This is a genomic window from Agrobacterium sp. ST15.16.055 (assembly GCF_027956555.1).
GTDB classification, from domain to species: domain Bacteria; phylum Pseudomonadota; class Alphaproteobacteria; order Rhizobiales; family Rhizobiaceae; genus Agrobacterium; species Agrobacterium salinitolerans.
The window spans coordinates 87,695-102,128 of sequence record NZ_JAQKGN010000018.1; the positions used below are offsets into that span (position 1 = coordinate 87,695).

Genomic DNA, 14,434 nt, shown 5'->3' on the forward strand with positions numbered 1-14,434 from the left:
GTGCGGCGAATGGAAGCAGGCAAGCTTCTTCTCCTTGAGGACAGCTCGGTCGATGCAGAACTGATTGAGGACCAGCTTTCGCGTATTTCACCACCTCCGCTGGTGACCAGGGCGGTCGGCAAGGCGTCGTTCATAGAGGCTTTGGAAAAACAGCCGTTTGATATCATTCTTGCGGATTTCTCCCTGCCGGACTTCGACGGCATGGCGGCGCTTGACGTCGTCATGCAGACCCGACCCGATACGCCGTTTATCTTCGTGTCCGGAGTTTTGGGCGAGGATGCTGCAATCGACGCATTCCGGCGCGGCGCCACGGATTACGTGCTGAAGCAGCGGCTGGTGAGATTGCCGTCCGCCGTCGAGCGCGCGTTGGCGGAAGCGCGGGAAAAACAGGAGCGGAAACGGGCGGAGCTGCACAAGGAACTTCTTGTTCGTGAGCTGAGCCATCGCGTCAAGAACACCATGGCGATGGTCATATCCATTATCCGCAGAACGGCAAAAGGCAGCACCTCGATCGAGGATTATCAGGAACGGCTTGTGGCCCGCGTGAGTTCACTGGCGGAGAGCCATGCCCTGCTTTTTCAGAGCAATTGGGGAGAGACTGACCTGAGAGACGTCGTGAAGCGCGCGATCGAGCCGCATAATGTCTTTGCGAACAGGGTCGAACTTGACGGTCCGGATGGCGTGCATGTGTCGCCAAAATCAGCTTTGGCGCTGGGAATGATCCTGCATGAACTGGCGACGAACGCGCAGAAATACGGTTCTCTGTCCGGCGCAAACGGAAAGGTCGAGGTTTTCTGGAAGAAGTTGCGTGACGGAGATGGGCGCAACCGTGTTGACCTAAGGTGGCAGGAAAGCGGAGGCCCGCCTGTTTCCGCGCCGAAGGAAACCGGCTTTGGAACGACCCTGATAACAAAAGGCGCGCAATACGAATTGCAGGCTGAAAGTGAAATTCGCTACGATCGCGGCGGCCTGAAATATCAGGTCCTCTTTCCCCTGGATTGAATCGCCGGATGAAAAGATGCCGGATGAAAAGATGAAGGTGGGGCGCCAAGCCGCGATCGGCTCGGCCCTAGTCGATCAGTGAAAACTCATTGGCCAGAACACGCGAGAGATTGTCGAAATCGCAAGGCTTGGAAACGACTGTCAGCCCGTCTAGCTGAGCCCGGACACCGGGTACTTCCGCATATCCGCTGCAGATGACGAAGGGAATGTTCGCCGCCTTGAGCTCTTCGATGACGGGGAAGGACAATTCTCCCCTCAGATTGAGATCAATGACCGCGCCGTCGAGATCGGTGACGTTTATTTTTTCGAGCGCGGCGTCAACATGGGAAACCGGCCCGACAACATTGACACCGAGGTCGGAGAGAAAATCTTCCATATCCATCGCGAGAAGTGCGTCATCTTCCAATACGAGGATCTGTTTTCCCTGGAAATCGTAGCTCATTGTCACCGTATTCTCATTACTTCGGCCCCGCAGGCCGCTTTCAATCAACATTGCAAAACCCCTGAACCCCGCGCTGGTTCCACGGATCGATAAAAAGAAAACAGTCGCCTCCGGTGTTGTCATACTCTAGCTTGCACAGCTAATTTAGCGCCTACCGGGAATGTATTGCTGTGACTGGTTTTTCACCGTTTGCCAAACGAAGCCTTTTGATGCTGGCCGTGGGTGTTGCGATTTTGATTGGCATGGTCTCCGTGTCTTTATGGCTCGTCCAGGTGAACAACAGGTACTCACAGGAGACTGCGGAACTCCGACGTTTTCGTGCCGCGGTTTTCGATGTGCTGACGGCGATGCAGGACATTGAGACCGGGCAACGAGGATATCTGCTTGCCAACAACTCGGAATATCTAGCGCCTTATGAAGAGGCTCTGCGTACATTGCCGCAACGCCAGTCGAGACTCTTCGACCTGCTGAAGGAACAGCCTCAATATGCGCAGTCTCTTTCCGGTTTGAGGCGGGCGATCGAAGCCAAGCTGGCGGAGACAAGCGAAACCATTGAGCTGCAGCGCACGGGTCGAATCACGGAGGCAATTGAGATCGTTCGCAACAATGACGGCAAGCGCTTAATGAGCGAGATCAGAGGCATCTTGTCCAATCTGCAATCGAATGTCGACGATCGTTTGCGTGTCATTGTTAATGATCAGCTCGATGCCGCCAATACACTCCGATGGGTAACCGTGGGCGGCGCGCTTGCAATTCTCCTTGTCGTCGGCGGTTCGATCTTCCTTGTCTTCACCTATATCAAGGCTCTGACCCGGTCTCGGGAGGATGTTGACGAGCTTAACCGGAATCTGGAGGAACGTGTAGAAGGCAGGACACGCGATCTCCGCCGCGCCAATCAGGAAATCCAGCGCTTCGCCTACATCGTTACACACGACCTGCGGGCGCCGCTGGTAAATATAATGGGCTTTCTCTCCGAGTTCGACACCTCGCTGAAATCGGTGAATGCTTATGTCCTTGCGGATGGGAAAACCCTGGCTGACGACGTCGTCCGCGAGGCGCGGTTGGCGGTGGAAGAGGATATTCCCGAGGCTATCGGCTTTATCCGCTCATCCACCCGCAAAATGGATCAGCTGATCAACGCGATCCTTAAAATTTCCCGCGACGGCCAGCGCAAGCTGCAGCCCGAGAAGGTCGACGTAGAAACATTGCTCTTGTCACTTTCCGAGACGGTACGCCACCAGATCACGGCGAACGGCGGCGAGATCGATGTCGACACGCCGAAGCTGACGATCGTGACCGACCGCATATCCCTCGATCAGATTCTCGGAAATCTGTTCGACAATGCGGTGAAATACCAGATGCCTGGTCGTCCGCTGCGGCTGACGGCGCGCGCCTATCCGGCCGGGCGTGGTGCGATCTGTATCGAAGTCGGCGACAATGGGCGCGGTATCGGTGAAAAGGATCTCGAAAGGGTTTTCGAACTCTTTCGCCGGGCGGGCAATCAGGACCAGCCGGGAGAGGGTATTGGCCTTGCCCATGTTCGTTCGCTAATCAGAAATTTAGGAGGTGACATTAGAGTTGAGTCCAAACTCGGTGAGGGCAGCACGTTTTTCCTGCTGCTGCCGAGTGACCTCAGACGAGTGACGAAGGAAGGCGACACATGAAAGCGACCGGTCAGGAAGTGACGATCGTGATGATCGAAGACGACGAGGGCCATGCGCGGCTGATCGAAAAGAACGTGCGGCGGGCCGGCGTGAACAACGAGATCGTGCCGTTTACGCTCGGAGCTAAGGCGCTTGACTATATACTGGGCGAAAGTCGAGATGGCCTTGTCAGCAAAGACCGTTATCTTCTTGTCCTGCTCGACCTCAATCTCCCTGACATGTCGGGCATCAACATTCTCGAGCAGATCAAAAGCAACGAATACACCCGTCGTTTGCCCGTCGTGGTTTTGACAACTACCGATGACGAGACTGAAATTCAGAAATGCTATGATCTGGGCGCGAATGTTTACATAACCAAGCCGGTCGATTATGAGGGCTTCGCGACTGCCATCAAAAATCTTGGCCTGTTCTTTTCCGTAATTCAGATACCTTGAAGGCACGATGGCTCTGCGCGTTTTATATGTCGATGACGACCCGGCTCTGGCCCGGCTTTCGAGCCGCGTTCTTGGTCGCCACGGAATGGAGGTGGTTCATGCCGCCTCCGTGGCGTCCGGACTCGAGCTTTTTCAAAACGGGCAGTTCGATATCGTCGTTCTCGACCATTATTTCCAAACCGCGACGGGCATGGAATTTCTCGCCGCTATCGAGACGATACCGGCGCGTGTTCCCATTCTTTATGTGACGGGGTCCAACGAGGCGCAGATCGCCATGGATGCGCTCAGGGCAGGTGCCGCCGACTACGTCATCAAGAATGTCGGAGATGATTTCTTCCCGCTTCTGCTCACAGCCATTAATCAGGCATTGGAAAACCATCGCCTGCGCCAGACGAAGGAGGAGGCCGACCGTTTGCTGGTGAAGGCCAAAGAGCACGCGGAAATGATGGTGAAAGAGATGAACCATCGTGTCGCGAACAGTCTCTCACTGGTTTCCGCCATGATCCGACTGCAAATAAATACCCTGAAGTCGCAGGAAGCAGAAACCGCGTTGCTGGAAACGCAGAGCAGGATTTCGGCAATCGCCGGCGTTCACCGCAGCCTCTATAACACCGCGAATGTGGGCCTGGTCTCTCTCAATTCCTATCTGACCTCGATCATCGGCGATCTGTTTCAGGCCGTGCCCGGCTCTTCCTCCATCACTGTTGAAACGTCGCTGTGTGAGGTCGATTTGAATGCGGACCATGCCGTTGCGCTTGGCGTCATCATCACAGAACTTCTGACCAACGCGCTCAAATATGCCTACCCCGATCAAACCGGCGCTGTCCGGGTCAATCTCTCTGAAGAGAATGGGCAATTCATTCTGGTTGTGGAAGATGACGGGATAGGGTCGAACCCGCACATATCGCCGAAGGGCACAGGGTTGGGCACGAAACTGATCATGGCGATGGCGCAGAACATCGGCGCCCGTGTCGAACAGACACATACCCACCCGGACCGGAAGGTGGGTACGCGTTATACGATGAGTTGGAGCGAGAGATAGGGGCGGCGTTCTCGCCGGCTGTCCCAAGGTTCGCTTCCGCCATCGTGCCGTCCGGCGCATTCAGCACGCCAACCTGGCGGAGCTTTGTCACGATTTCTTCTGCCTTGCGCGGCTTTTCGCTGCCATTTTGTCAGGGGGCCGTCTGCCTTCCGTGCAAAGAGAGATGCCGAATTTTGTAAGGCTTTCATCCATAACCGGATCAGCGCAATAGCTTTTGCACTTCCTTAACCTATGCGTTTTAGGGTTAAGAAAGCGCAAACCGTATCAGTGTGTTTACCATTTTCAGTAACGATTGTTGTAATACAGGTTTCCATTTTAATCGGGACTTAACCATTTTACGACAATCTTCATGACTGAAGAATTCACTGGCATCTGACGCCAAAACCGCATGTGTCTCTTCTGGAGTGGAAGTCATGAAAAACGCCCTGGCCGGATTTCTGGCCGTCCTGCTGACCGGTACCAGCGCCATCGCTGCCGATCTCTATCAAGCCGAGCCTGCCCCTGCTTATGTCGATGCACCCGAAGTGACCGTCACCCAGGCGAGTGGCTGGTACCTGCGCGGCGACGTCGGTTATTCCTTCAACAAGCTGCGCGGCGCCCATTATTATCAGGGTGGCCCCGGCGGCTATCTCGCGGATTTTGACACCGCGACGATCAAGGACAGCTATGTCATTGGCGCCGGCGTCGGTTATCAGTTCAACAACTATTTCCGTAGCGACTTGACCTTTGACTATATGGGTAAGTCGGATTTCCGCGGCTCCACGAGTGGCTCCTGCGGAGGTGGCCCGTTCGGGAGCAACACTCCCTGCGTTTCTACTGATCTAGCCGCGTTGCGAGCCTACACGCTGATGGCCAACGCCTATGTTGATCTCGGAACCTATGGTCGGGTCACGCCTTATGTCGGCGGTGGTGTGGGTGCGTCCTACGTCAAGTGGGACAAGCTTCGTAATACGTCCTGTGCAACGGACGGATCTGGCTACTGCGACCCGACCACTGAACATGGCGGCAAGGGCAAATGGCGCTTCGCCTACGCCCTGATGGCCGGCGCATCCATCGATGTCACCTGTAACCTGAAGGCCGATATCGGCTATCGTTTCCGCCACATCAACAAGGGCGATATGTTCGCTTATGAAAATGGCGGCGGTCCGGGCCGTGACAAGGGCCTTTATTCGCACGAAGTCCGCGTCGGCGGCCGTTATGTCTTCAACGGCTGCGATACCGCGCAATACATGCCGCCCGCCGATATTCCGCTGCAGCCTGCCGTTTATAAATAAACGTCACGCCCTGCTGGTAGTTTCAGACCGTCCGCATCCTCTGGGTGCGGGCGGTTTTGTTTTACCGGCACCTGACGCGGCGCATGACGCATATGGACCAAGATTCTTCTGTGTAGCGACATATTCCGCTTGACTGGGATGGGCGACAGGAATAGCAACGGCGTCAGGACACTCCACCCTAACGTGGAGCGCCTATCTGGAAGGGTAGTCAAATGACAGATATCGTGAAACCGGACGTCCGTCCGGGCAATACGCATTTTTCCTCTGGTCCCTGCTCGAAGCGTCCCGGTTGGTCGCTAGATGCTCTCTCCGATGCGCCGCTCGGTCGCTCGCATCGCGCCAAAGTTGGCAAAGCCAAGCTGAAGCAGGCCATCGATCTCACCCGTGAAGTTCTGAACGTTCCTGCCGATTATCGCATCGGTATCGTTCCCGCATCCGACACCGGCGCCGTTGAAATGGCGCTATGGTCGCTGCTCGGTGAACGCGGCGTCGATATGCTCGCCTGGGAAAGCTTTGGCGCTGGCTGGGTCACTGACGTCGTCAAGCAGCTGAAGCTGAAGGACGTCCGCAAATTGGAGGCCGATTACGGCCTGCTGCCGGACCTTGCCGAAGTCGATTTCGACCGTGACGTCGTCTTCACCTGGAACGGCACGACATCAGGCGTTCGCGTTCCCAATGCCGATTTCATTCCGGCTGACCGCAAGGGTCTGACCATCTGCGACGCCACTTCGGCAGCCTTCGCGCAGGACATGGATTTTACGAAACTCGACGTCGTCACTTTCTCCTGGCAGAAGGTTTTGGGCGGCGAGGGCGGCCATGGCGTCATCATCCTTTCGCCCCGTGCCGTCGAGCGTCTCTTGAACTACGCACCCGCATGGCCGCTGCCGAAAATCTTCCGCATGGTCTCCGGCGGCAAGCTGATCGAGGGCATCTTCACCGGCGAAACCATCAACACGCCGTCCATGCTCTGCGTTGAAGATTATATCGACGCGCTGCTGTGGGCGAAAAGCCTCGGTGGCCTCAAGGCCCTGATCGGCCGTGCCGATGCCAATGCCAAGGTTATCTACGACTTCATCGAGAAGAATAACTGGATCGCCAATCTGGCCGTCAAGCCGGAAACCCGCTCCAACACCTCCGTCTGCCTGAAGATCGTCGATCCCGAGGTGCAGGCATTGGATGCGGCTGCACAGGCCGATTTCGCCAAGGGCATCGTCGCCCTGCTCGAAAAGGAAAATGTCGCCCTCGATATCGGCGCTTACCGCGACGCCCCGTCCGGTCTGCGCATCTGGGCCGGCGCGACCATCGAGACGGCCGATATGGAAGCCGTCATGCCCTGGCTCGCCTGGGCTTACCAGACGCAGAAGGCAACACTTTCCAAGGCTGCCGCCTGATTTCGATACCGGCCCTGCGTTGATGCAGGGCCGCCGATTTCCCGTTCTCAAAAACCACCCCCCTTTTCAAGGAGCCCGTGAACCATGGCACCTCGCGTACTTGTATCCGACGAACTGTCGGAAACCGCCGTCCAGATTTTCCGTGATCGTGGCGTCGAAGTCGATTTCCAGCCGAAACTCGGCAAGGACAAGGACAAGCTGGCTGAAATCATCGGCAATTACGATGGTCTTGCCATTCGTTCGGCCACGAAGGCGACCGAAAAGCTGATCGAAGCCGCGACCAACCTCAAGGTCATCGGCCGCGCCGGCATCGGCGTCGATAACGTCGATATCCCGGCCGCCTCGCGCCGCGGTATCATCGTCATGAACACGCCCTTCGGCAACTCCATCACCACTGCCGAACATGCGATTGCGCTGATGTTCGCAGTTGCCCGCCAGCTTCCGGCAGCCGACAGCTCCACGCAGGCCGGAAAGTGGGAAAAATCTAAGTTCATGGGTGTCGAAATCACCGGCAAGACGCTTGGCGTCATCGGTGCCGGTAACATCGGCTCCATCGTCTGCTCGCGCGCACTTGGCCTCAAGATGCATGTTCTGGCCTATGACCCCTTCCTGTCGCCGGAACGCGCGCAGGAAATGGGTGTGACCAAGGTTGAGCTGGACGAACTTCTGGCCCAGGCCGATTTCATCACCCTGCATGTGCCGATGACCGACAAGACGCGCGGCATCCTGAACGCTGAAAACCTCGCCAAGACCAAAAAGGGCGTGCGTATCGTCAACTGCGCCCGTGGCGGTCTTGTGGATGAAGCGGCCCTTGCCGAAGCCATCAAGTCCGGCCATGTCGCCGGCGCCGGTTTTGACGTGTTCGAAGTCGAGCCCGCCACCGAGAGCCCGCTTTTCGGCCTGCCGAATGTCGTCTGCACGCCGCATCTCGGTGCTTCCACCACGGAAGCGCAGGAAAACGTCGCCCTTCAGGTTGCCGAGCAGATGTCGGATTATCTGGTCAAGGGTGCGGTTTCCAACGCCATCAACATGCCGTCGATCACGGCTGAGGAAGCGCCGCGCCTGAAGCCCTTCATCCGTCTGGCGGATGTTCTCGGCTCCTTTGTCGGCCAGGTGCAGGAAAGCGCCACCAAGGAAATCGAAATCCTTTATGATGGCGCAACCGCCAACATGAACACCAAGGCACTGACCAGTGCCCTGCTGGCCGGCCTGATCCGCAGCCAGGTTGCGGATGTGAACATGGTTTCGGCTCCGGTGATGATCAAGGAAAAGGGTATCATCCTTTCCGAGGTCAAGCGCGACAAGACCGGCGTTTATGACGGCTATATCAAGCTGACGGTCAAGACGGAAAACCAGATCCGCTCGGTTGCCGGCACGGTCTTCTCGGATGGCAAGCCGCGCTTCATCCAGATCAAGAACATCAATATGGATGCGGATGTCGGATCGCACATGATCTACATCACCAATACCGACGTTCCCGGCATGATCGGCTTCATGGGTACCACGCTCGGCGAAGCTGGCGTCAACATCGCCAACTTCCAGCTCGGCCGTGAAAAGGAAGCCGGCGACGCCATCGCGCTGCTTTATGTCGACGGTCCGGTTTCCGAAACCGTGCTCGACAAGCTGCGCGCCAACCCGGCGATCCGCCAGGTCAAGCCGCTGACCTTCAACGTCGACTGATATCGTTCCTCCCAAGGGGACAATAAGGCCCGGCGCAGGGGAGACCCTGTGCCGGGTTTTTCGTTTATCCAGTGTCTCTTTCGTCGCAGAATATATGTGACTATCGCATTGGTTGCATATCACGAAAAATTTAAGGTAACTGCTCTAAAAATGATGATCATGAGTTGCTATATCGCCTGCTGACATGCCGCTCATGGGAGGGCGGCCAACAGGAGATAACGATGTTTGCTGCCTTTCGGCGCTTCAAGGGTTTGTTCGCAGTCGCCGCGCTTGGTATCGCGGTGTCTTTCGTGGCGGTTGATATGGCGGAAGCGCGTCGCGCCAGCGGCGGTTTCGGCAGCCGCGGCACGCGGACCTATTCCGCTCCGCCTTCGACCAGCACGGCACCCGGCCAGACCGCGCCGATAAACCGCAGCATGACTCCCAATACCAATCAGGCAGCGCCGAGCGCTGCTCAGCCGGCCCGTCCCGGCGCGCAGGCGCCGCAGCAGAGCCGCGGCTTGTTCGGCGGCATGATGGGTGGTTTGATGGGCGGCCTCTTGATGGGCGGTCTGTTCGGAATGCTGCTGGGCGGCGGTTTTGGCGGCATGGCCGGTTTCTTCGGTATGCTGTTGCAGGTGGCTCTGATCGGCCTTCTGGTGATGCTCGCCATGCGTTTCTTCGCCTCGCGCCGTCAGGGCCAGCCCGCTTACGGCGCGGCCGGTGCCTCGCAGCGTAGGGATCATTCCGGTTCTTCCTATAATGGCGGTTCGCAGCCGGGTTCTGCTGCATCCTCCTTCAAGATTCCGAAGATCGGCGCGCTGGCCGGCGCTGCGGGCGGCGTGGCCGCCAATGCTGCAACGGCAAAGCCTGCGACTCATGCCCCCGCGCCTCATGCCAATGCCATGTCGGAAGGCGATGAAATCGGCATTACCCAAGGCGATCTCGAAACTTTCCAGAAAATGCTGGAAGACGTGCAGGCCGCCTATGCCGCCGAGGATTATGGCACATTGCGCAAGCTGACGACGCCGGAAGCCATGTCGTATCTCGCCGAAGAACTGAGCGACAACGCGACCAGCGGCGTGAAAAACGACGTGCGCGATGTGACGCTGCTACAGGGCGATGTTGCCGAAGCATGGCACGAAGAGGGCCAGGATTATGCAACGGTGGCTATGCGCTACTCCGCCATCGACGTGATGCGCGACCGTACCTCCGGCAAGGTGATCGAAGGTGACGAGCACCAGCCTTCTGAGGCGGTGGAAATGTGGACCTTCGTCCGACGCCCCGGAAACGATAACTGGCAGGTCGCCGCTATTCAGGCGGCCGCCTGACGAATCGTAGCTTATTTACCCAATAAAGGCCCGGCGGTTCTCGTTACCGCCGGGCCTTTGCTCGTCACGCTCGCGGAAAACATGGTCACGCCGACGCTCGCTCGGCTAAGGGACAACAAGATGCGGCCAAAAAACGACTGATAAATCTAACGGGTGATATCTCCCGCGGCCATCGGCGGTGAATTCCGCTTCGTCCTGCTATGCAACGCTTTTAGCCCTGTTTGTCGCGACATGTTACCCGCGCATGGCTCTTCCGCTTCACGCAATTGCCTTTTTTCATTCATCCGGCATTCAGTCCCGGCGTCCTAACCACAGGGCACACACATCGATGTGACTTTTCGCGCCGGTTCTACACCGCTTTGGAAAGGGAACCTGAGGCGCGAAACAGCGTTGACAATCCATACCCGGCCCTCCCAAGCCGGGCTGGATGGCCGGGCAATGCAGGCCCTGCGAGAACGGAGAGCTATCGAGATGAAACGCTTTGACCTGATCGACGGGATGCGTGGTTACTTCCTCGTCTTCATGCTGATCAACCATCTGGTGTTTGCCGGCGGCTTCTGGCTGGTGGAAATCAATCACCGGCAGTTTGCTTTTGTCGAGGACGCGCAGGGCTTCGTGTTCCTGTCCGGCCTGCTGATCGGCATGGTTTATGCGCGCAAGATGATGAAATATGGCTATGACGCCGGCAAACAGATGATCTGGAACCGCGCGATGGAGCTTTATCGCTATGCCATGGGCCTTGTCATCGCCGTGCTGTTTTTCCGCATGGTCATCCCGCATGCGCCTTATATCTGGTACAACTGGCTTGGCATGACGTCGTTCGACGATCCGCTGCGTCTCGCGGCGATTGCGACATTCCTCTTCCAGCCGACCTTCATGGATATTCTGCCGCAATATATCGTCTACATGATCTTTGCGCCGGTTCTGGTGAAGCTTTGTCTGGATGGCAAGTGGGCCTATGTCATGGCCGGCTCCTTGCTAGTCTGGATGGCAGGCCAGCTTGGCCTGCAGCAAATTGTGACGACCCCGCTCAACGAACTCGTCAAGGGGGCGGATGAGCAAGGTATCCGTGTCAGCTTCAACCTGCTCGGCTGGCAGCTGGTATTCTATTCGGCGCTGGTAATGGGCGCGATGACGGCGCAGAACCGCATTCCGTGGAAGGCGATCTTCTCGCCTGAGCGTACATGGTTGCCGAAAGCGGCGCTCGCCATCTGCCTGTTCTTCATGCCGCTGCGCATCGCCACTGCCTGGGGCCTGATGCCGGATTTCATGATGGGCAAATTCTCTACCATGGAGATCCGCGCCGATTTCGGCCCGGTCTATCTCATCAACTTCCTCGCCGTCGGCGTCGGCTTGACCTGGCTGGTGATTGCCGGTCCGAAGCACCACCGTCCGCTCGTGCGTTCCATCGCCGAAGGCGTCATCTGGGTGCTGTCGCTGAAGTTCCTGCAATTGCTCGGCCGCCATTCGCTGCAGGTCTATGTCTGGCATGTGGCGATCGTCTACGGCGTCTATTATCTCGACGGCCGCACGGCAGAACTGTCGCAGCTCAACAAGACGCTGATCGCCGTCACGGCGATTGGATTGCTGGCCTTGCCAGCCCTGTGGCGGGAGCGCGACAAGTGGTTCGGCAGCAGCGGCCAGAAGACGGCTGGCGCCTGAGGGCCGGGTCCTAGCCCGAATCTGACGGCTTTGCGGGGCGGTTTTCCGCCCCGTACTTGCGTGCGCGGCCATTCCTTTCTATATGCAGCCCTTAAATCCGCAGGATGATGAGACAGGATGGCCAACGAATGGCCAGGTTTCTCGCGACGGATGACCGACAGGCGGCGGGGCCTTTACCCCCGTTATGACTGACGATGGGAAAAAACGTGAATACGCTCGATTTTGACAAGAGGCCGGAAGATACCCGGATCGTTGTCGCCATGTCCGGTGGCGTCGATTCTTCTGTGGTGGCCGGTATCCTCAAGCGTGAGGGCTATGATGTCCTCGGCATAACGCTCCAGCTTTACGACCACGGTGCCGCTGTGCACCGCGCCGGCTCCTGTTGCGCCGGGCAGGATATCGACGATGCGCGCCGGGTCTGCGAAACGCTCGGCATTCCCCACTACGTGCTGGATTACGAAGCGCGGTTCCGCGAAACCGTCATCAACCCCTTTGCCGAAGCCTATGCGATGGGCGAAACGCCGATCCCCTGCGTGGCCTGCAACCAGACGGTAAAATTCGCCGATCTGCTCGCCACCGCGCAGGAACTGGGCGCCGATGCGCTGGCGACCGGTCATTACATCCGATCGCGCCCCAATCCCGTTGCCGGCCAGCCGGGGCGGCGTGCGCTCTATCGGCCGATCGACAGCGACCGTGACCAGAGCTGGTTCCTGTTTGCAACCACGCAGGAGCAGATCGATTATCTGCGCTTTCCGCTCGGCGGCCTCTCCAAGGCCGAAACACGGGCGCTGGCGGAAGAGATGGGGCTTGTCGTCGCCAAAAAGGCCGACAGCCAGGACATCTGTTTCGTGCCGCAGGGCAAATATACCGATATCATCAACAAGCTGAAGCCGAATGCGGCATTGGCGGGCGATATCGTTCATCTCGACGGCCGTGTGCTCGGCCGCCACGATGGTATCGTGCATTATACGATCGGCCAGCGCCGCGGTATCGGTGTCGCGACGGGGGAGCCGCTTTATGTCGTGCATCTCGATGCGCGCGGCCGCCGGGTCATCGTTGGCCCGCGTGAGGCGCTGGAAACCCGCCGGGTCTATCTGCGTGACATGAACTGGCTGGGTGACGGCGAACTGGCCGTCGACGCCGTGCAGGGCTTTGCCTGTTTCGCCAAGGTGCGCTCCACCCGCCCGCCGACGGAAGCGGTGCTGCATGCGGACGAAAACGGCATCTATGTCGATCTGATGACTGGGGAGGCCGGTGTCGCTCCTGGACAGGCCTGCGTGCTTTATTCCGCGCCGGGGGCCGATGCCCGCGTTTACGGCGGCGGGTTCATCGAACGGTCGGAACGCTCAGTGGATGCCGAGGCGTCGCTCAAGGCGCTTCTCGAAAAACCGGTTGCTGCCTGAAACCATTCGCTTTTTGCCATGATGCGGAAAGCGAATTTTTTGCGCATCTTGCGCTTGACACTTTGGGGAGCGGCACCTTATAAGCCGCTCATCCTGATGGAACGGCCGGTCACATGACTGTCACGTTTCCCCTGTGGCGGGGTAGCTCAGGTGGTTAGAGCAGCGGAATCATAATCCGCGTGTCGGGGGTTCAAGTCCCTCTCCCGCTACCATTTTCCTTGATATGAAAAATCCAGACCGCGCCGTTCTGCGCCCGTGTTTCGTTGCTTTTCCGAGGCGGAGAAGCGATTGATTCTGCCAGCAAGTTTCGCCCAAAAAAAGGGAAACCCGCTTACTGCAAAAATGCAGCCAGCGGGTCTCAACCTCTACCCCCTCCCACAAGGGCGGCTGCACAAAAGCACATTGAAAGAATTATGGCAAGATCAAGGCGACCATATTGTTGCTGTTGATGGTCCTGTTCGCCAATTTAGCGGCGGATGGCAGAGCGTGACCTGTTCCGTGTGCCGTTCGTAAGGGGAGCGATAGGACACGATATTTTCGGTGCAGTTCATTTGTACGGGATTGGAATAGGTATTTTCGATCCGCTGCGGTTGATGATGTGTTTTGTGCGGTAAAACCCGTTCCTCACGATAAACCGTGGTATCGGCGGCATGCGATGTGCCGGGTATCGACGAGGCGGCGAATGCGGCAATCAAGAGAATTCTTCTGGGATATGCGGACATGGCTCTTCCCCACGTTGAACAACGCAGGAGAACGTGCTGTGCACATAAGCTGTTCCAGCGACATCGGCAAAAAATGCCCGCTCAAGGCGGGCAATCAGAGGGGAACTGAGGTTAGGAGCCTCGCGTCTGAAACGGACATCTTCCGCATAAGTTCCGCTTGCGGAATAATTTCCGTCGCGCTCTGCGGATAGGCGGCTGCGAAGGCCAAATTTCAAGCCGCACGACACGGAACGATGCTCCGCGCGCGAACGACTATATTTAGAAGACAATTCTATCTTTAGTGTCCGACTTGAGAGATAGGTGACGTTTTGTACCGGAGACATGGGTAACACTTTTCGCTTTGCGGGAGGTGTTGATGCCGTGGAGAGAGACTTCGGTTATGGAAGAACGTCTACGCTTTGTCGCCCG

Annotated in this window: 12 protein-coding genes and 1 tRNA gene; 11 read left to right on the plus strand and 2 right to left on the minus strand. The window is 57.6% G+C overall.

The window, feature by feature from the left end; genetic code table 11:
• Positions 1–9 precede the first annotated feature (9 nt).
• On the plus strand, positions 10–1,002 hold the full coding sequence (locus tag PL599_RS20465; protein ID WP_271359844.1) for a sensor histidine kinase: 993 nt from the start codon (positions 10–12) through the stop codon (positions 1,000–1,002).
• A gap of 67 nt (positions 1,003–1,069) precedes the next feature.
• On the opposite strand, the gene PL599_RS20470 is transcribed toward PL599_RS20465, so the two are convergent.
• Positions 1,070–1,444, minus strand: coding sequence for a response regulator (locus tag PL599_RS20470; RefSeq protein WP_077985252.1), 375 nt, complete (start codon positions 1,442–1,444; stop codon positions 1,070–1,072).
• A 209-nt stretch (positions 1,445–1,653) separates the two neighbouring features.
• On the opposite strand from PL599_RS20470, the gene PL599_RS20475 reads away from it, so the two are divergent.
• The 10 genes from PL599_RS20475 to PL599_RS20520 all read left to right on the plus strand — a co-directional run bounded on the left by PL599_RS20475 (position 1,654) and on the right by PL599_RS20520 (position 13,516).
• Positions 1,654–3,108 carry a sensor histidine kinase gene (locus PL599_RS20475; RefSeq protein ID WP_077985251.1) on the plus strand — a complete coding sequence of 485 codons (1,455 nt, stop codon included), beginning with the start codon at positions 1,654–1,656 and terminating at the stop codon, positions 3,106–3,108.
• Positions 3,105–3,542: a response regulator gene (locus tag PL599_RS20480; RefSeq protein WP_269823787.1), complete on the plus strand. Its 438-nt coding sequence runs from the start codon at positions 3,105–3,107 to the stop codon at positions 3,540–3,542. Before PL599_RS20475 ends, PL599_RS20480 begins: the two co-directional genes overlap by 4 nt.
• A 7-nt stretch (positions 3,543–3,549) precedes the next feature.
• Positions 3,550–4,584 carry a sensor histidine kinase gene (locus PL599_RS20485; protein ID WP_269823786.1) on the plus strand — a complete coding sequence of 345 codons (1,035 nt, stop codon included), beginning with the start codon at positions 3,550–3,552 and terminating at the stop codon, positions 4,582–4,584.
• A 413-nt stretch (positions 4,585–4,997) separates the two neighbouring features.
• On the plus strand, positions 4,998–5,858 hold the full coding sequence (locus PL599_RS20490; protein WP_173991040.1) for an outer membrane protein: 861 nt from the start codon (positions 4,998–5,000) through the stop codon (positions 5,856–5,858).
• 212 nt (positions 5,859–6,070) lie between these two features.
• Positions 6,071–7,249: a phosphoserine transaminase gene (locus PL599_RS20495; RefSeq protein ID WP_269823785.1), complete on the plus strand. Its 1,179-nt coding sequence runs from the start codon at positions 6,071–6,073 to the stop codon at positions 7,247–7,249.
• A gap of 84 nt (positions 7,250–7,333) precedes the next feature.
• Positions 7,334–8,929: a phosphoglycerate dehydrogenase gene (serA, locus tag PL599_RS20500; RefSeq protein WP_046799887.1), complete on the plus strand. Its 1,596-nt coding sequence runs from the start codon at positions 7,334–7,336 to the stop codon at positions 8,927–8,929.
• 221 nt (positions 8,930–9,150) lie between these two features.
• Positions 9,151–10,239: a Tim44 domain-containing protein gene (locus PL599_RS20505; RefSeq protein ID WP_269823784.1), complete on the plus strand. Its 1,089-nt coding sequence runs from the start codon at positions 9,151–9,153 to the stop codon at positions 10,237–10,239.
• Positions 10,240–10,710: 471 nt separating this feature from the next.
• On the plus strand, positions 10,711–11,901 hold the full coding sequence (locus PL599_RS20510) for an OpgC family protein (RefSeq protein ID WP_077985247.1): 1,191 nt from the start codon (positions 10,711–10,713) through the stop codon (positions 11,899–11,901).
• A gap of 206 nt (positions 11,902–12,107) precedes the next feature.
• The gene (mnmA, locus tag PL599_RS20515) at positions 12,108–13,304 is read left to right on the plus strand and encodes a tRNA 2-thiouridine(34) synthase MnmA (RefSeq protein ID WP_173991033.1); all 1,197 of its coding nucleotides are present in this window, start codon (positions 12,108–12,110) and stop codon (positions 13,302–13,304) included.
• Positions 13,305–13,439: 135 nt separating this feature from the next.
• Positions 13,440–13,516: transfer RNA gene (locus PL599_RS20520), tRNA-Met, on the plus strand.
• A gap of 210 nt (positions 13,517–13,726) precedes the next feature.
• Here the strand turns inward: PL599_RS20520 and PL599_RS20525 are convergent.
• Positions 13,727–14,026: a hypothetical protein gene (locus PL599_RS20525; protein ID WP_131829435.1), complete on the minus strand. Its 300-nt coding sequence runs from the start codon at positions 14,024–14,026 to the stop codon at positions 13,727–13,729.
• Between the last annotated feature and the right edge of the window lie 408 nt (positions 14,027–14,434).